The organism is Lysobacter gummosus, assembly GCF_001442805.1.
Lineage (GTDB): Bacteria > Pseudomonadota > Gammaproteobacteria > Xanthomonadales > Xanthomonadaceae > Lysobacter > Lysobacter gummosus.
This window is the reverse complement of record NZ_CP011131.1, coordinates 5595968-5612861: the sequence shown is the minus strand read 5'-3', so window position 1 is coordinate 5612861 and position 16894 is coordinate 5595968. Positions and strand designations below refer to the sequence as shown.

Annotated in this window: 14 protein-coding genes; 4 read left to right on the top strand and 10 right to left on the bottom strand. The window is 67.6% G+C overall.

Annotated features, from left to right (window positions below):
• Positions 1–165 precede the first annotated feature (165 nt).
• The 3 genes from LG3211_RS22805 to LG3211_RS22795 form a co-directional block, all read right to left on the bottom strand.
• Entirely contained in the window at positions 166–1437 is a 1272-nt protein-coding gene (locus tag LG3211_RS22805; protein ID WP_057944847.1) for a patatin-like phospholipase family protein, read from the bottom strand.
• Between the two features lie 170 nt (positions 1438–1607).
• A complete protein-coding gene (locus LG3211_RS22800; RefSeq protein WP_222837548.1) occupies positions 1608–3008 on the bottom strand; it encodes a glycosyltransferase in 1401 nt (466 codons plus the stop codon).
• 10 nt (positions 3009–3018) lie between these two features.
• Entirely contained in the window at positions 3019–7041 is a 4023-nt protein-coding gene (locus tag LG3211_RS22795) for a non-ribosomal peptide synthetase (protein ID WP_057944845.1), read from the bottom strand.
• 871 nt (positions 7042–7912) lie between these two features.
• Between LG3211_RS22795 and LG3211_RS22790 the strand changes: the two genes are divergently transcribed.
• Positions 7913–8575, top strand: coding sequence for a TetR/AcrR family transcriptional regulator (locus LG3211_RS22790; RefSeq protein WP_057944844.1), 663 nt, complete (start codon positions 7913–7915; stop codon positions 8573–8575).
• Between the two features lie 21 nt (positions 8576–8596).
• Here LG3211_RS22790 and LG3211_RS22785 read toward each other — a convergent pair whose 3' ends face one another.
• The 4 genes from LG3211_RS22785 to LG3211_RS22765 form a co-directional block, all read right to left on the bottom strand.
• On the bottom strand, positions 8597–9049 hold the full coding sequence (locus LG3211_RS22785; protein WP_148649109.1) for a hypothetical protein: 453 nt from the start codon (positions 9047–9049) through the stop codon (positions 8597–8599).
• 102 nt (positions 9050–9151) lie between these two features.
• The gene (locus tag LG3211_RS22780) at positions 9152–10513 is read right to left on the bottom strand and encodes an ATP-binding protein (RefSeq protein ID WP_057944842.1); all 1362 of its coding nucleotides are present in this window, start codon (positions 10511–10513) and stop codon (positions 9152–9154) included.
• Complete coding sequence (locus LG3211_RS22775; protein ID WP_057944841.1) at positions 10514–11212, bottom strand: response regulator; 699 nt, start codon at positions 11210–11212, stop codon at positions 10514–10516.
• A 613-nt stretch (positions 11213–11825) separates the two neighbouring features.
• Positions 11826–12818: an alpha/beta fold hydrolase gene (locus tag LG3211_RS22765; RefSeq protein WP_057944839.1), complete on the bottom strand. Its 993-nt coding sequence runs from the start codon at positions 12816–12818 to the stop codon at positions 11826–11828.
• 146 nt (positions 12819–12964) lie between these two features.
• Here LG3211_RS22765 and LG3211_RS22760 point away from each other — a divergent pair, with 146 nt between their 5' ends.
• The 3 genes from LG3211_RS22760 to LG3211_RS22750 all read left to right on the top strand — a co-directional run bounded on the left by LG3211_RS22760 (position 12965) and on the right by LG3211_RS22750 (position 14726).
• Positions 12965–13819: a helix-turn-helix domain-containing protein gene (locus LG3211_RS22760; protein WP_057945685.1), complete on the top strand. Its 855-nt coding sequence runs from the start codon at positions 12965–12967 to the stop codon at positions 13817–13819.
• Positions 13820–13909: 90 nt separating this feature from the next.
• A complete protein-coding gene (locus LG3211_RS22755) occupies positions 13910–14368 on the top strand; it encodes an SRPBCC family protein (RefSeq protein WP_057944838.1) in 459 nt (152 codons plus the stop codon).
• Positions 14358–14726 carry an ArsR/SmtB family transcription factor gene (locus LG3211_RS22750; protein WP_057944837.1) on the top strand — a complete coding sequence of 123 codons (369 nt, stop codon included), beginning with the start codon at positions 14358–14360 and terminating at the stop codon, positions 14724–14726. Before LG3211_RS22755 ends, LG3211_RS22750 begins: the two co-directional genes overlap by 11 nt.
• 6 nt (positions 14727–14732) lie before the next feature.
• On the opposite strand, the gene LG3211_RS22745 is transcribed toward LG3211_RS22750, so the two are convergent.
• The 3 genes from LG3211_RS22745 to LG3211_RS22735 form a co-directional block, all read right to left on the bottom strand.
• Positions 14733–15206, bottom strand: coding sequence for a cupin domain-containing protein (locus tag LG3211_RS22745; RefSeq protein WP_083512776.1), 474 nt, complete (start codon positions 15204–15206; stop codon positions 14733–14735).
• A 37-nt stretch (positions 15207–15243) separates the two neighbouring features.
• Positions 15244–16050: an MBL fold metallo-hydrolase gene (locus LG3211_RS22740; protein WP_057944835.1), complete on the bottom strand. Its 807-nt coding sequence runs from the start codon at positions 16048–16050 to the stop codon at positions 15244–15246.
• 106 nt (positions 16051–16156) lie between these two features.
• Positions 16157–16852: a glutathione binding-like protein gene (locus LG3211_RS22735; RefSeq protein ID WP_057944834.1), complete on the bottom strand. Its 696-nt coding sequence runs from the start codon at positions 16850–16852 to the stop codon at positions 16157–16159.
• Positions 16853–16894 lie beyond the last annotated feature (42 nt).

Sequence of the window (16894 nt, the reverse complement as noted above, 5' to 3'; positions counted from 1 at the left end):
ACGAAAGGCCCTGGATGTTCGGCTCCGCCGAAGTAAAGCGGAGCCCGCCTTCGCGGGAATGACGGGCAAAAGCGGTTCGACGCGAGGCTGTGGCTTATCGCACCGCCGCACCGCCGCACCGCCGCACCGCTGCAGCAGCCACAGCCACAGCCGCAGCCCCACAAATCAAGTCGTCCCCCACCACCGCCGATGCAGCACGCGCGCGTGGCTGCGCCGCAGCCAGCGCCGCACCTGACTCTCGTTGGCGCGCTGTGGATACGGCCACGCCGGCGGCGTCGCCGTCCGCGACACCCAGCCGTTGTCCTGCCCCAGCGCGTCGGCGCAGGCGAAATAGCCGTGGTTGAGCAACACCTCGAACTCGACATCGAGGAAACGGTCGAGATCGGTGCGGATCTGTCCGATCACTTCCGTGACCAGCGCCGGGCTGTAGCCGTCGGCGCCTTCGTCGCGATGGCTGGTCAGGCCCCAGTACACGCCGATCATCGAGCCGCTCTGCGCCTGCCCGAAGAACAGGCGCTTGCGCAGCGCCTCGGCCTGATTGCTCATGACCTGGGTGTAGCGCATCAAGTGCTGCAGCCACCAGCGCTTGCTTTCGAACACGAACGGACCGCCGGCATCGGACACCAGCACTTCGCGATAACGGCGCAGGGTCGGCTCGGTCGCCAGATTGTCGTAGACGCCGCCGTCGCTGAGTTCGATGCGGGCGCGCAATTCGTCGGCGTCGTCGCCCTGGTAGTTGCCGCGCTGATAGTCGCCGGGCGCGGCTTCGAAGCGCACCGGCCCGAACACCGGCGGAAACGACGAGGACGCCGCCACCGCGCAGCTCAACCGCACCCGTTGCGCGCCCTCGCGCAGGTAGCCGGCGAGGTAGTCGCCGACGCGCCGGCGCGAGAATTCCCAGTTCACGCCGAAGGTGAGGTCGGTGGCGCAGAACACGAACGACGGGGTTTCCGGCAGTTCGTCCAGATGGCGTTCGCCGAACATGCGCTGATAGCCGCGGTCGAGCAGGGCGATGCGGTGCGACGGCCACAGCCAGTTGTGCGCGGCCGTGGCCAGCACCGGCCAGGTGCGCAGGTCGCGCGCGACCACGGCGCGGAACGGCTCGACCACGGCCGCGCGGAAATCGATGCGGTCGCTCCAGGCGGCGAAGCTTTCGTGTTCGTCGCGGCGGGTATCCAGGTAACGGCAGGCGAGCCAGGCCGAGACGATGCTGCCGCCGGACACCGAGCTGACCATGCCCAGGCCGGCCAGCACGCCGGTCTCGTGCAGCCGCAGCAGGCCGCCCAGATGGAACAGCGCGGCGCGGTAGCCGCCGCCGGACAGGCACAGGGCGCGGCCTTCGCGGTCCTTGGCGCCGCCGCTGGCGGCGGCGAGCTCGGCGCGGCGCGCCTCGCGGCGGATGCGCAGGCGTTCGAGTTCGACGTCGGTGCTCTTCATGCGAACGCTCCGGAGGTTTGCGGCGCGACAACAGCATCGCGCGGCCAGCCGGTCATTGTCCGATGAAAGCGTCTCGGTGTTTAGGATCCCAGTTCGATCGGCTCCGCGCTCCGGCCCCTCTCGCTATGAGAGAGACCGGAGCGCTCGCGCCCCTTGGTCGAGGCGGTCGCTCAGGCTACCTGCACCAGCTCCAGCTCAGCCGGTGCGGCGGCCGGCGCCGTCGCCTCATCGCTGTCGCGCAACGGCGGCAGCAGTCCCCACTCCCCTAAGGTCCGTACCGCGGTCGCGGTGCCGTTCTCGGCGTGGATTTTCTCGCCCAGCTCGCGCGCGGCCTGGATGCGCTGCGGCTGCAGCGCGTCGTTGATCGCCTGCGCCATCTGTTCGGCGTTGACCGTGCGCCGGTCCAGCGCCGGCGGCGCGGTGCCCAGCTCGTTCATGCGCCGCGCCCAGAACGGCTGATCGCCGAAGAACGGCACGAACACCGAGGGAATGCCGGCGCGCGCCGCAGCCACCGTGGTGCCGGCGCCGCCGTGATGCATCGCCATGGCCATGCGCGGGAACAGCCAGTCGTGCGGCGCGGCTTCGATCACGTAGATCTGGTCGTCCATGCGCCCCGCGTCGCGGCGCAGGCCGCCCCAGCCGGTCGCCAGCACCGCGCGCCGCCCGCTCAGGCGCACCGCATCGACGACGATGTCGGTGAAGGCTTCCGCGTTGTTGGCCAGCATGCTGCCGAAACCGATGTAGATCGGCTTCTCGCCTTCGGCCAGGAAGTCGGTCAGCGACTGCGGCGGCTGCCATTCGTCGGCCTGATCGAGGAACCAGCTGCCGGTGACGCAGACCTGCTCGGGCCAGTCGTCCGGACGCGGCAGGATGTGGCGGCTGTAGCCGTACAACACCCGCATGCGCTCGGGGTCCTTGTCGAAGAACGGCCCGTACCACGGGAACAGCGGCAGCTTGAGCTGCGGCCGGATCGCGCCGTTGACCGCCGGCTTGAGCGTGTACCAGGCCAGCAGCTTCATGACCGAGAACAGCGCCATGTTCAACCAGCCCGGGAATTCGCGCTTGGACCAGAACGACAGCGGCGAGAGTTTGCGCGAAGGCGTGAACGGTTGCAGATGCGCCTGCAGGAACGGAACGCCCTCGGCCTCGCCCAGTGCTTTCGCCAGTTGGGTGACGATGCCGGTGCCGATCAACAGCGATGCGCCCTTGCACACCGGCCGCGCTTCCTGGGCCCAGGTCGCGGCCCACTCGGCGAACTTCGCCCGCGTGTGCTGGACCAGGAACCAGGGATTGAGCGCCTTGTCGACGGTCTCGGGATTGTTCGTCAGCAGATCGCTGAAGTCGGCGCTGATGCCGTAGAACTCCAGCCCGGCTTCGCGCACCAGCGGGGCGAAGTTCTCGCTGGTGACGATGCGCACCGGGTAACCGGCGCGATGCAGCGCCTGGCCCAGGCCGATGCACGGACGCGCATCGCCCTGGGTGCCGACGGTGAAGATCACGATCGCGCCGGGCGTGGTGTCGCTGTTGGCGGCGGGCGTGTGGGCGGAAACGGAAAGCGCAGTGGCGGACACGTGCATCTCCTTACGAATAAGCGGCGATCGCCAGCGGCGCGGCGCCGACCGGGGCCGGCAGCGGGGTTTCGCGGCGCTGCGGCTCCGCGTGCGGCGCCTGCAGGCGCTCGCGCAACACCCGCGCGATGTGCGCGGCCGAGCGCGGCTCGAGCATGGTCTGGTGATGGCAATCCACGTCGTGCACTTCGATCTTGCCGCCGACGAAGGGCTGCCATGCATGGGCGTGGTAGTGCAGCAGGCCGTCGAGATCGACGTGATCCTTGAGCCGTGCGTTGAAGAACACCACGTCGGCGTCGATCGGCGTCGGCCGGTAACGCCGCGCCAGCATCAGGTTGTTGCGGGTGACCGCGGCGACGTTCTCGATCAGCTTGGCGTCGGCCTTCATGATCTCCTGCACCAGCGGAATCGCGAACACCTCGTACTCCTGGCACAGCAGGTCGGCCAGGCTGCGCATGTCCTGCGGCGGGTTGTCCTTGGCGCGATGATGGAAGCCGAGGAACTTCAGCACCGCCAGCGCCTGCTGGGCTTCGCTGGATTCCACCGGCTCGGCGACGAAGGGATACGAGTCCATCATCGCCAGCAGCTCCACCCGCTCGCCGATCTGCTGCAACTGCGCGGCGATGGCGTGGCCGATCAGTCCGCCGAGCGACCAGCCGAGCAGGCGGTACGGCCCGTGCGGCTGGATCTTGCGCATCTGCGCGATGTAGTCCGCGGCGATCTCCTCGATGCTGCCCGGCAGTGCGCCGCCGCCGCGCAGACCGCGCGACTGCAGCGCATACACCGGCAGCTGATCCAGGTGGCGCAGCATCGTCGCGTAGGCCCAGCTGAAACCGGTGACCGGATGGATGCAGAACAGCGGGCGCTCTTCATCGGTGGGGCGCAGCGACAGCACCGCGCCGAGCGGATCGTTCTCGCCGCCGCTGCGTTCCAGGTAGGCGGCCAGGCTGGCGATGGTCGAGCCTTCGAACAACGCGCCCAGCGACAGTTCGGAATTGAAGTGCTTGGGGAAGGTGGCGATCAGTTCCGCCGCGCTCAGCGAATCGCCGCCGAGTTCGAAGAAGTTGTCGTGGATGCCGATCTGATCGATGCCGAAGATCTGCTGCCACAGCGCCACCAGCTTGCGTTCGGTCTCGCTGCGCGGCGCCACGTAGGTCGATTGCCGGTTGCGCGCCGGCGGGACCAGCGCCTTGCGGTCGAGCTTGCCGCTGGGGGTGAGCGGCAGCGCGTCCAGTTCCACATACACCGACGGCACCATGTAGTCGGGCAGGCGCGAGGACAGCACGCGCCGCACCGCTTCGCTGTCGATCTGCGCGGCGGCGGCCGGCACCACGTAGGCGGCCAGCATGAGGTGACCGACCGGATCGCGATGCAGTGCGACCGCGGCCTCGGCGATCGCGTCCAGGGCGCGCAGATGGGTTTCGATATCGCCCAGTTCGACGCGATGGCCGCGGATCTTGACCTGCTGATCGACGCGGCCGAGGTATTCGATCACCCCGTCCTCGCGCCAGCGCGCCAGATCGCCGGTGCGGTACATGCGCGCGCCGGGCGCGGGGTTGAAGGGATCGGGCAGGAAGCGTTCGGCGTTGAGTTCGGGCCGGTTGCGATAGCCGCGCGCCACGCCTTCGCCGCCGATGTACAACTCGCCGATGCTGCCGACCGGCATGGGATTGCGCGCCGCATCCAGCACGTAGACCTGGGTGTTGAGGATCGGCCGGCCGATCGGCGGCGCCATGCCGGCGCCGGCGTCCACGTCCTGCGCGGTGAGCTCCATCGCCGTGGACCACACCGTGGTTTCGGTCGGCCCGTACAGATTGGTGACCCTGGCCGCCATCTGGGTCAGGCGCTGGGCCAGTTCCACCGGCAGCGCTTCGCCGCCGACCAGCGCATGCACCTCGTCCAGGCGGATGTCCGAACCGGTCAGCAGGATGCGCCACAACGACGGCGTGGCCTGCATGACGTCGATGCGCTCCTCGCGGATCACCCGCGCCAGCGCCAGCGGATTGCGCGTCACCTCGCCGGTGACCATCACCACGCTCGCGCCGACGGTCAGCGGCAGGAACAGCTCCAGGCCGGCAATGTCGAAGGAGATCGTGGTCTGGGCCAGATAGCGCTGATCCGCCGAGGGCCGCAGCTGCTGCTGCATCGCCCGCAGGAAGTTCCACAGGTTGCGGTGGGTGAGCTCCACGCCCTTGGGCACGCCGGTCGAGCCGGAGGTGTAGATCAGATACGCATTGGCCTGGCCATGCGCGAGCGGCAGCGGCGCGGCGGCGTCGCTGTCGTAGTGCTCGTCCTGTTCGTGCGCGAAGAGCACCGGCAGGCCGCGGCCGCTGAAGGCGTCGGCGAAGTTCGGCGTGGTCAGCAGCGCGCGCGGGGCGGCATCGTCCAGGGTCAGGGCGATGCGTTCCATCGGCGCTTCCGGGTCCAGCGGCAGATACGCCGCGCCGGCCTTCCACACCGCCAGCAGCGCCGCCATCAATACTTCGTCGCGCGGCAGGGCGATGGCGACGATGTCGTCGGGACGCACGCCGCCGGCGATCAGGCGCTGGGCCAGGCGGGTGCTGGATTCGTCGAGTTCGCGATAGCTCAGCCGGGTTTCGCCGGCGACGACAGCGACTGCATCGGGCGTGCGCGCGGCCTGCTGCTGGAACTGCTCCAGCGCGGTGGTCTGCGCCAGCGGCGCGGCAGTGTCGTTCCAGTGGCTGAGCACCCGCTGGCGCTCGTCGTCGCCGAGCACGTCGATCGCGCCGAGCGTGGTCGCCGGATCGGCCAGCACCGAATCGATCAGCCGCATCAGCCGGCGCCGGTGTTCGTCCAGGTGCGCGGCCGGGTACAAGGTGGGGTTGGCGTCGAAGTCGATGATCAGGCCGTTGCCGTCGAGACGGTCGAACACGAACACCATCAAGTCTTCCGCGCTGCCGTTGTGCAGGTTCTTGCCGCTGGCGCGGTGGCCGCCGAAGCTGCCGTAGTCGTAGGGCTCGATGTTGATGCCGAGCCAGGCCATGTGCTGGTCGGGATTGACCAGGCCCAGGTCGCGGCGCAGGTCTTCGTAGCGATACTGCTGATGGCGCAGCGCCGACTTGACCACGCGCGAGACCTGCGCGAACAAATCCGACATGTGCATGTCCGGCTCGAACTTCAGGCGGATCGCGACCACGTTGGCGACCATGCCCGGGGTGTTGCGCATGGCGTGATTGACGCGGCCGGTGACCGGCATGCCGAACACCAGATCGTGCGCGCCGCTGGCGCGGTGGTAGTACGCGGCGATCAGGCCGATCAGCACCTGCGGCAGGCTCACGCCGCAATCGCGCGCGATCTGCGCCAGGCGCTCGCGCGAAGCCTCGGATACGTGACCGCTGGCGCGGCGCAGGCCGCCGCCGTTGCGCACGCGGCGGCGCGCGAGGGTGACCGCTTCGGGCAGGTCGGACAGTTGTTCCAGCCAGTACTCGCGATCGCGGCGATAGCGATCGGATTGGCGGTAGCTGGTTTCCATCTCCACCAGCGAGGCCACCGTGCCGAAGCCGGCCGGCTCGGGCTCGCGGCCTTCGAGGTAGGCGCTGTAGAGCTCGTTCAGGCGCTTGGCGGCCATGCCGCCGCTGAAACCGTCGTAGACGGTGTGGTGCGCGCGCTGGTACCAGCAGTACAGATCGTCGGCGTACTTGAGGATCGCGCCGACCCACAGCGGATCGTGGACCAGATCGACCGGCCGGTTGAGCTCGGCCTGCATCCAGGCCTCGGCGGCCGCGCGCGGATCGGCTTCGCCGCTGAAGTCGATGTAGGGGGATTCGAACGGGTAGTTGTCGCGCACGATCTGATACGGCAACCCGCCGTGTTCGACGATGCATGCGCGCGTGGCTTCGGCTTCCTGCGCGAACTGGCGCAGCGCGCGTTGGAACAGCGTCGGATCGATCGGTCCATGAATTTCAACCGCTTCGGCGATATTCAGTGTGGCTTCGACCGAAGCGAGCTTCTGTCCGACCCACAGACCGCGCTGTGCGGTGGTCAGGGGCAGGCCGGGGGGATGGACGTCGTTCATGGCGCTTCCTTTGAGCGGCCGCCGGGGCGCACGCCGCCAACGGCCAACGGACGCAATGTCCGTCGGCGCGTGGTGTTCGACGCGCGCGAGCCTGCGGCCAACTCGTTCTTACGAGTGGCCCCCTCTCCGTGTGTGTTACGAACTAAGTACAAGCATGGCCGCGGTGCTGCGCACCTGGGCATGGCCTCTTCCGTGTGCATCCGGCGCTTGCGCGCGGACGGCGGGCCTGAATTCTTATGTGTGTTGCTGGGGTACGGCGGGGGAGTGCATGAAATCGGCCTGGACGAGCGCGCCAGAAGCAACGCTGATCGCTCGCGCAAGCCGTGGTGTACGAAAACCCGATCGCGCCAAGGGCGTGTTGGGCCTTCGGAATCAATATCCCCGAGCGCTCAAGTCATGTCTATCAAGGCGGATGAGAGCCGGATCACAAGTCGAGTATTTACGGCGCGAGCGTTGAGAGCAGGGTCACAAGACGGATATGTGAACCTTTTAATGCAGCCCTTTATGAATGGAATAGGCCGCGCGCGGATTTGTATGACAATGGTTTTTTCCCGGGAAATCGGCTGTTTTTTACGGGCTGGTGCAAGCCGGTTCGAATTCACGCGCGAGTTGTGATCATTTCGGATTTGTTTCCGTTGCGCGCGGATCGCTTTTGTCTTCGCAAAATGGATTTGTCTCAGATCAATATCGATGTTCGTCGCATACGCCGGTGAGCATTGGTGAGTATTGGCGCTTGCGGAAAAAATCGCCGCAGCGGAAATATCGATTGCGTGCGCTGGCAAAACGGCGAGGTCGATGTGGGTCCGGCCGGGCTCGGCACGGCCGCCCGGGATCGGTTATGATGAGAACGATTCTCATTTGTAGGGGTCCGATGACGGCCTTCCTGTTGCCGGTCGCGGGACCGGAATCCGCATTCCCACCGCCCGCCGCGGCCGCCGCGACGGGCGAGGCCGCGGTGCGCGCCGCGGCGCTGGACGCCGCCGCGCGCCTGTTCGTCGAGCGCGGCCTGGAGCGCGTGGGCCTGGCCGATATCGCCGCCGCGGCCGGCCTGGAGCCGCGCGCGCTGCGCGCCTGCTACGCCTCGCGCGAGCACGTGCTGCTGGCCTTGCAGGAACGCTTCGTGCGCGACTTCTGCCAGCGCGCGGCGCAGGCCATGGACGCGTGTCGCGAAGGCGACTGGAGCGGCCGCCTGCGCGCGTGGGTGCGCACCGGCGTCGATGGGTATCTCGACAACGTCGCTTTGCACGATGTGGTGTTTCACGATCTGCGCACCCACGACCGCCACGCGTGGCAGGACAACCCCGTGGTCGATCAGCTGGTGGAACTGCTCGAAGGCGGCATCGCCGCGCGCGTATGGGCCGCGCCGGATCCGCGCATGACCGCGCTGATTTTCTTTACCGCCCTGCACAGCGCGGTGGACCGGGTGATCGTCTGCGGCGAGCCGCAGGACGATCCGGTCCAGGTCAGGCACCGCCTGGCGCAGACGCTGATCGGCTACTTCGAGCGCTCGGTGCAGTGGTGGTCGCGGTTCTGAGCGCAGCGGCGGCGGCCACGCTCATGCCGCGCGCGTCTGCGCCATCAGCTGTGCGATGCCGTCGCGATGCTCGCTGTCGATGGCTTCGAAGAAACGCGAGCCGATCATCGACTGCGCCTCGCGCAGCGCGTCCAGCGCCGCCTCGGCATGGCCGCGGCGGAACAGCGACTGGCCCAGCAGCAGCGACGCCAGCGGCGTCTGTTGCTGCAGGCACCAGGCCCGCGCTTCGCGCGCGGCGGCGATGCAGGCATCGTCGTCGCCGAGCTGGTACAGCGCCTCGGCCAGGCCGCTGCGCAGCCAGTAGCGGATTTCGTCTTCGTCCATGCCGGTATCGGCCAGCGCGATCGCCCGCGCCCAATGTTGCGCGGCCTGGCGGGGTTCGCCGTTGACCTGATGGCCGATCGCCTGATTGGCCAGGTCCAGGACCTGCGACTCGACGTCGTCGAGCAGGGGGTTCATATCCGTATGCATCATGGTTCCTTCCTAGGAGCCGGTTACCGCGTAAGTCCGTGGGGCGCAGGCGCCTACAACTCGGGGCTCTGCAAACCAGTCAACGTAGTCTGATGGAAAAAAGGGTCACTGGATGTGAAAGGAATGATCCAGTTCATCCAGATCCTCGTCGCCGGCCCGGCGCCGGTGCGGCCACAGCCCCGGCTGGCGGGGCAGGCGCGCGACCAGCCGGGCGCCGCCCAGCGCTGAGCTTTCCACGTGAATGGCGCCGCCGTGGCGCTCGATCACCTGGCGCACGATGCTCAGGCCCAGGCCGAAGCCGCCGGTGGAGCGGTCGCGGCTGCGGTCGAGGCGATAGAAGGGTTCGAACACCCGGCGCCGGTCCTCGGGCGGAATGCCGACGCCGTCGTCCTCGACGATCAGCAGCCAGTCCTCGCCGTCGAGTTCGGCGGCGACGCGGATGGTGTTGTCGGCGTAGCGCACGGCGTTGCGCATCAGGTTGGAGAAGGCGCGGCGCAGGCTGCGCGGCTCGACGTTGACCTCGTCCAGCGCCGGCGAGATCGCCCATTCGATCGTGGTCGAACGAATCCGCAGTTCCTCGGCCGACACGCCGGTGGAGGCGCGCAGGAACGCGGACAGCTGCACCGGTTCCAAGGTGGGCTCCGGGCCGTTGCGTTCCAGCATGCCCAGGGTCAGCAGTTCGCCGACCAAAAGGTCCAGTTCTTCCACGTCGCAGCGCAGCGCGTGCACCCGCGCCCGCGCCACTCGATCGTCCAAAGTGTCGGCCAGATTCGCCAAGCCGAATTCCAAGCGCGTGATCGGCGTGCGCAGCTCATGCGAAGCGGCGTTGACCATGTCGCGCTGCGACTGGATCAGCCGGCCGATCTGATCGGCCATGTTGTTGAAGTAGGCGCACAGCTGGCGGATCGACGAGCCGCCGCGCAGACGCGCACGCGCGCCCAGATCGCCGTCGCCGAATTGCGCCGCGGTTTCGCGCAGGCGCTCCAGATCGCGCCAGTGCGGCTGCAGCCACATCAGCAGTCCCAGCAGCACCATCGCGAACACGGTGAGGTAGGCGATGTAGCGGATCGGAAAATCGTTTTCGTTGTAGCCGATCTGCACGACCTCGCCGCCGGCCAGACGCAGATAGATGTGGTGATGCTCGCTGCTGACATGATCGCTGGCGGTGCCGCCGAGGAGCAGGTCGTCGCGCACGCGCTGGGGCAGCGCGGCCACCTGCGGCGCCGGCATCAGGCTGTAGCGCTCGGGCGTTTGTCGATTGAGCGCGGCCAGGCGCAGCGCCAGATCGCGGCCGCTGGCGCCGTCGAGACGGTCGCGCAGCAGGGCCAGTTCGCCGACGAACTCGTGCCGGGCCGATTCGGAGTACTGATCCGGAAACAGGTACGGAAACACCTGCTGCACCACCAGGATCGAGCACAGCAGCAGCCCGGCGACGGTCAGGTACAGCCGTACCAGCATCGAAAGCATTCAGTCCTCCCAGGCGATCGGGCTGAACAGGTAGCCGCGCCCCCATACGGTCTTGATCTTGCGCGGCTCGTGAGCGTCGTCGGCGAAATGCCGGCGCAGCCGCGAGATGCTGACATCGACCGTGCGGTCCACGCCGTCGAAACCGATGCCGCGCCAACGCCGCAGCAATTCGTCGCGGCTGAGCACGCGGCCGGCGGCCTGGGCCAGGATCACGAACAGATTGTAGTCGGCGGTTTTCAGGTCGACCTCTTCGCCCTTCCACCGCACCTGACGCGCGGTCAGGTCGATCTGCAGGCCGCCGTAGCTGAGCATCGACGGGCCCGCCGCCTGCGGCTGGGCCTGGCTGCGGCGCAGGATGGCGCGCAGGCGCGCCAGCAGCAGGCGCGGTTCCACCGGCTTGAGGACGTAGTCGTCGGCGCCGACTTCCAGCCCGGTGACCTGATCGAACAGGTCCGCGCGCGCGGTGAGCATCACGATGGGCAGACTCGATTGCTTGCGGATCTGGCGACACACGTCGAAGCCGTCCATGCCGGGCAGCATCAGGTCGAGCACGATCACATCCGGCGGATCGTCCTCGATCGCGGCCAGCGCCTGATCGCCGCGCAGCACCACCGAGGTTTGAAAGTCGTAGCGTTGCAGGTATTCGGAGATCAGCCCGGCCAGACGGGCGTCGTCCTCTATCAGCAGGACTTTATTCATGGCCACCTCATGCGAGCCGGCATGGTAGCGCCGGCTGGTGCGACCCGTTAGGGGGATACAAATAAACACATCTGGCGTTGAGGCTAGCGTCAGGCGGCGAGGCGTGTGTGAACATGCGGGTCCGATAGTGGGGGAAACCCGGAGCGGGAAGGTCCTGAGAACGCGGCGGAACTCAGGCAGACGGGGCATGAGATGCGGGGCGATAGCGAAACGTTGTCAGTGATACTCGCAGGGGCGCGATGGTTGCAGTCGCGCGCGATTGCATCGGCCCGAGGACGACACGAACGTGGACGCGCGCGTCGCTACAACCGTGCGTGGCGGCCGCGTCGACGAGCGTGCACATTAGCGCAGCGACTGAGAGATTGCGCCGGAACGGCGCGAAGACAAGCGCGAGTGCAGCGAATGCATGCGCTTCTTGCCGCGGCGGCGAACGCGCGGCGCCAAATATTTCCATACGGCGATGCGCGCGCGAAGGCTGACACTTGTCATGCCGGCGTTGTAGCGGCGGCGTCGGCGCAATCGCAATTTGCGCAGCGGCGATGATGCGTGGCTCATCGCCGCTTGCGCAGGGCCCGATCGTCACCTTGCGTGACGACTCGGGCGTTGCCGCGTTTTACATCGAAGCCCACAGCTTCAGCGCTTCCTGCGCGACCTCGTGCGGAAACTCTTCCGGGAAGAACAGCTTGGCGCCTTCGATCCGGCGCACCCCGCGCGAGTTCGGAAACAGCCGGTCCAGATAGTCCGGGCTGGCCGCAGAGAAGATGGTGTCGCCGGTGCCCCACAGGATGCGCACCGGCTGGGTGCGCTGCTTGAGCGTGGCTTCCAGCCCCGCCAGCGGATTGGGATCGAGCCCGATCGCGTAGGCATCGGTCAGGCGCACCCGTTCGGGCGATTCCACCAGCGGCCGGAAATAGGTGTCGATGGCTTCGTCGCTGGGATGCTGCGGATAGGTGAAGCACAGCACGCCGATGCCCTTGTCCGAACGCGAGAAGGCGTGGTCGGCCAGTTGCGGCGGGAACGTATCCAGTGCGAAGCGGCCGCGGCGCGCGGCTTCGATCACCGGCACCACCGCCGCCGGCGGGCTGTCGATCTCGGTGTCGCAATTGCTCAGCAGCATGCTGCGCACGCGCTGCGGGTGCGCGGCGACCAGCAGTTGCGCGACCTGGCCGCCGCTGTCGTTGGCGATCACGTCCACCTCGTCGATGCCGAGCTTGTCGAGGAAGGCGATCAACATGCCGACCTGATCGGCGGGCGTGACGCTCTGGCCTTGCGCGACGCGGGTATAGCCCAGGCCCAGCCAGTCCGGGGCGATGCAGCGCCGATGCGCGGCCAGTTCGGCCATCACCCCGCGCCACTGGAAGCCGTTGAGCGGAAAGCCGTGCAGCAACAGGGCGACCGGGCCGCGGCCGCGTTCGACGTAGGCGATCTGGCCGTACGACGTCGGCAGGTAGCGCCGCGCGGCGTGGAACGCCGCCGCGTCCCAGGCGCCGTTCGCGCTGCCGCCGGTGGCCGCGGCGATGGCGCCGCCGGCGCAACCGGCGAGCACGCCCGCGCCCATCGCGCTCATCGCGCCCAGACCCAATTGAATGAAGCTTCTGCGATTCATGACTTGTCTCCCGGTGCCCCGCGGGGCGTTTCGATGGGAGGCGATGATTCGCCGATTCGGTCATGCGCTCAATGACGCGACAGGTGAAATCTTCATGACCTGGCAGGTCATGGTTTCGGCTGCGCGCGGATTCTATGATGCGTGCCATGCCTGCCTCCCACTCCGTACAAGCCACCGCGCCGAGCGCGTCCTCGTCCCGGTCCTCTCGCGCCCCCGGCGTCGGCGCGCTGCTGCGCGAATGGCGCGGCGCGCGCCGCCTGAGCCAGCTTGATCTGGCCTTGGACGCGGGCATTTCCGCGCGTCACCTGAGTTGCCTGGAAACCGGCAAGGCCCAGGCCAGCCGCGAGATGGTCGAACGATTGGCCGACGCGCTGGACATGCCGCTGCGCGAACGCAACGCGATGCTGGTCGCCGCCGGCTTCGCGCCGAAGTACCCCGAGACCGCGCTGGCGACGCCGGAACTGGCGCAGATCCGCCGCGCGATCGAATTCATCCTCAGGCAGCAGGAGCCGTACCCGGCCTTCGTGCTCAACCGGCATTGGGACGTGGTGATGGCCAACGAAGCGGCCGCGCGGGTCGGCCAGTTCGTCATGGACGGACGGCCGAATGTGCACAGCAACATGATCCGGCAGATTTTCGATCCCAACGATCTGCGCCCGGCGGTGGCCAACTGGGAAGAAGTCGCCGGCGATCTGATCCGTCATCTGCACAACGCCGTGGCGGCGGCGCCGTCGGATACGGTCGCGCGCGACCTTCTCGCCGAAGCGCTGGCCTATCCCGGCGTGCCGGTGCATTGGCGCCGCCGTCAGTTCGATTCGGCGCCGTCGCCGCTGCTGACCACCATCCTGCGCCGCGGCGAACGCGAGCTGCGTTTCTTCTCCACCATCACCACCTTCGGCACGCCGCGCGACATCACCCTGGCCGAGCTGCACGTGGAATGCTGTTTCCCGATGGACGAGGCGACCACGAAGCTATGCCGGGAACTGCTGGCGCGCGGCTGAGCCCGCCTCGATACCGGTCCCGTTAACAGGCAACTTGACGGTTGCATTTCATCCGTGCCAGGATGAAATGCACCCAGGAGGTTGCCTATCATGAACGCATCCAGCAACGACCGTATCGAACGCGAGATTCTGCTCAAGGCGCCGCGCGCCAAGGTCTGGAACGCGCTGACCGACGCCGAGTCCTTCGGGCAATGGTTCGGCGTGAAGTTTCAAGGCCAGCGCTTCGTGCCTGGGCAAGTGACCCAGGGCTACATCACTTATCCGGGCTACGAACACCTGCTGATGCAGGTTGTGGTCCAGCAACTGCAGCCGCAGCGGCTGTTTTCCTTCCACTGGCATCCCTACGCGGTGGATCAGGATAAGGACTATTCGCAGGAAGAACCGACCCTGGTCGAGTTCATCCTCGACGAGGCCGAAGGCGGCACCCTGCTGCGGGTGATCGAGTCGGGTTTCGACAAGGTTCCGGCGGCGCGGCGCGAGGAAGCGTTCCGGATGAATTCCGGCGGCTGGGACGAGCAGATCGGGAACATCCAGCGCTATGTCGAATAAGAGCGAGCCATCCAGGCCGGCGCCCGCGCCGCTCAAGGCACCCGCGCTGCGCAAGTCGGCGCGAGTGTTCGGCGCGCTCGGCGACGAAACCCGCCTGCGTCTGGTGGTGGCCTTGTGCGCGGGCGGCGCGCTGTCGATCGCGCAGCTGACCGCCGGCACCCAGATCAGCCGTCAGGCGGTGACCAAGCATCTGCAGGTCCTGGCCGAGGCCGGTCTGGTGCGCGATCTGAAAAGCGGGCGCGAGCGCCTGTGGGAGTTCGAGCCCGCCCAACTCGATCAGGCGCGGCAGTCGCTCGATCGCATCGCCCAGCATTGGGATCAGGCCTTGCTGCGCTTGCAGGCCTTCGTCGAAGACTGAGGCGGCTCAGCGGTCGGTAAGGTCCAGGATCGGGCGGCGATGGTCGCGGCAATAGCGCTCGTACTCCGCGCGCTGGGTTTGCGCCGACGCGCGCAGGCGCACGGTGTCGCCGGGGCCGAGGAATTCGACCGCGCCCATCACGATCACCAGCGCGATCATCGGTTCGGCGCCGACGATCTTCCACCAGTCCACGTTGCCCGGCGGTTCGAACACGTAATCGCCCGGGCCGATCAACTCGCCGGTGCACAGCTGGCGGGTGCCGCTGAGGTTGTAGGCATGGATCTCGCCGGTGTGGCGATGCAGCGGCATGGTCACACCCGGATCCATGCGCAACAGCTCTACGAAGCCGCGGTCGTCGGCGAAAAAGCGCAGCGGCTTGGCGTATTTTCCCGGCGTGGAGGAAGGAATCCACGGCAGATCGGCGCTGGCGCTGATGCGCGCGGGCAGATAGGCGTGCATGGCGTCCGGAATGCTTTGCATGGTCGCGGTTCCTGTAGAGGGAGGGCGGCGCGGTCGCTCAGTCCGCGATCGCCTTGAAGTAGCGATCGAACGAAGCATCGACCGCCTCGCGTCCGCCGCCGATGATGTTGCGGCCCCAGGTGTAGCCGTACACGTCCTCGAAGGCGTAGCGCGCCACGCGCTCGCGCATCGCGCGCACGTCGGCCGGCTTCATCGGGATGTAGTTGGGATAGCTGTACATGAAGGTCACGTGGCGGCGGTCGGACACCACCTGCAGCGCATCGCCCGGAAACAGCGCGTCGCCGCGCTCGCCGCCGCGGCGCCAGTGCAACGCGGTGCTGCCGGTGAAATGGCCGCCGCAGCGGATCAGGCTGACATCGTCGGACAGCACGAGTTCGTCGCCGCTCCAATAACGGATCAGCGGCGAGGGACGCTGCACCCATTCGCGGTCGGCTTCGTGCACGTAGATCGGCACGCCGCCCAGCGCCTGGCTCCATTCGACCATCGAGGCGTAGAAGTGCGGATGCGAGATGGCGATCAGGTCCACGCCGCCGCGCGCCCGCAGCGCGGCGACGGCTTCATCGGTGACCAGGGCCAGGCTCTCCCACAGGATGTTGCCGGCGCCGGTCTGCAGATAAACCATGCGCTGGTTGATGGCGAAATCCGGGCTCAGGCCGATGCCGAGCACGCCTCCGTCGTCTTCGAATTTCAGCGTGTAGCGCAGCGCCAGCGACTCGTGAGTGGTCCAGCGCTGGCCGTTCCAGCCGACGTATTGGCGTTCGTCCTCGCAGATCGGGCATTGCGCCGGCGGCACGGAGGATTCGGCGAACTGGGTGCCGCAGGTTTCGCAGATGGGGTAGGGCATGGCGGGCCTCGTGGAGGTTGGCTGTGCGCGCGAGGAGCGCTTTCAGGATTTTTGCGGGAGGGTCTTCAGCCCCGGCGCCTTTCAATCAGCGCTCGGCGAAAGCACGTCAGGATTTGGCGTTCGCGCCGAACAACACCCGCCGCTCTTCCTCGGTGAAATTCGCCGTCTTCGCATACGGGTCATCGACGCCTTCATACGCGCGCCGCGTCGCCGGCCGCGCGCGGATGCTCTCGAACCAGCGCTGCAGATCCGGCGTGTCGGCCAGGTTCTGGCCCAGCCCGGCATGCGGCACGATCCACGGATAGCAGGCGATATCGGCGATGGAATACGCGTCGCCGGCGATGAAGTCGCGGCCCTGCAATTGCCGGTCGAGCACGCCGAACAATCGCTTGACCTCGCGGGTGTAGCGCTCGATCGCATACGGCACCGGCTCGGGCGCATGCGCGCGGAAATGTCCGGCCTGCCCGGCCATCGGGCCCAGGCCCGCCATCTGCCAGAACAGCCATTGCGTCGCTTCCAGTTGCGCGCGTTCTTCGCGCGGCCACAGCTGGCCGGTCTTGCGGGCGAGATAGAGCAAGATCGCGCCGGACTCGAACACGCTCAGCGGCGCGCCGCCGTCGGCGGGCGCGTGGTCGAGGATCGCCGGGATCTTGTTGTTGGGCGAAATAGCCAGGAATTGCGGTTGGAATTGCTCGCCGGCCGACAGCCGCACCGGGACCACGCGGTGCTCCAGCCCGCTCTCGGCCAGGTACAGCTTGAGCTTGAGGCCGTTGGGAGTGGCGGCGAAATACAGGTCGATCATGAGTCTGCTCCGCGCGGCGCCGGGCCGCTTCCATGAGCACAG

Bases quoted from the DNA above. Each gene is read 5' to 3' on its own strand.
- LG3211_RS22805 (WP_057944847.1), bottom strand. From the start codon at position 1,437: ATGAAGAGCACCGACGTCGAACTCGAACGCCTGCGCATCCGCCGCGAG.
- LG3211_RS22795 (WP_057944845.1), bottom strand. From the start codon at position 7,041: ATGAACGACGTCCATCCCCCCGGCCTGCCCCTGACCACCGCACAGCGC.
- LG3211_RS22790 (WP_057944844.1), top strand. From the start codon at position 7,913: ATGACGGCCTTCCTGTTGCCGGTCGCGGGACCGGAATCCGCATTCCCA.
- LG3211_RS22785 (WP_148649109.1), bottom strand. From the start codon at position 9,049: ATGATGCATACGGATATGAACCCCCTGCTCGACGACGTCGAGTCGCAG.
- LG3211_RS22780 (WP_057944842.1), bottom strand. From the start codon at position 10,513: ATGCTTTCGATGCTGGTACGGCTGTACCTGACCGTCGCCGGGCTGCTG.
- LG3211_RS22775 (WP_057944841.1), bottom strand. From the start codon at position 11,212: ATGAATAAAGTCCTGCTGATAGAGGACGACGCCCGTCTGGCCGGGCTG.
- LG3211_RS22765 (WP_057944839.1), bottom strand. From the start codon at position 12,818: ATGAATCGCAGAAGCTTCATTCAATTGGGTCTGGGCGCGATGAGCGCG.
- LG3211_RS22760 (WP_057945685.1), top strand. From the start codon at position 12,965: ATGCCTGCCTCCCACTCCGTACAAGCCACCGCGCCGAGCGCGTCCTCG.
- LG3211_RS22755 (WP_057944838.1), top strand. From the start codon at position 13,910: ATGAACGCATCCAGCAACGACCGTATCGAACGCGAGATTCTGCTCAAG.
- LG3211_RS22750 (WP_057944837.1), top strand. From the start codon at position 14,358: ATGTCGAATAAGAGCGAGCCATCCAGGCCGGCGCCCGCGCCGCTCAAG.
- LG3211_RS22745 (WP_083512776.1), bottom strand. From the start codon at position 15,206: ATGCAAAGCATTCCGGACGCCATGCACGCCTATCTGCCCGCGCGCATC.
- LG3211_RS22740 (WP_057944835.1), bottom strand. From the start codon at position 16,050: ATGCCCTACCCCATCTGCGAAACCTGCGGCACCCAGTTCGCCGAATCC.
- LG3211_RS22735 (WP_057944834.1), bottom strand. From the start codon at position 16,852: ATGATCGACCTGTATTTCGCCGCCACTCCCAACGGCCTCAAGCTCAAG.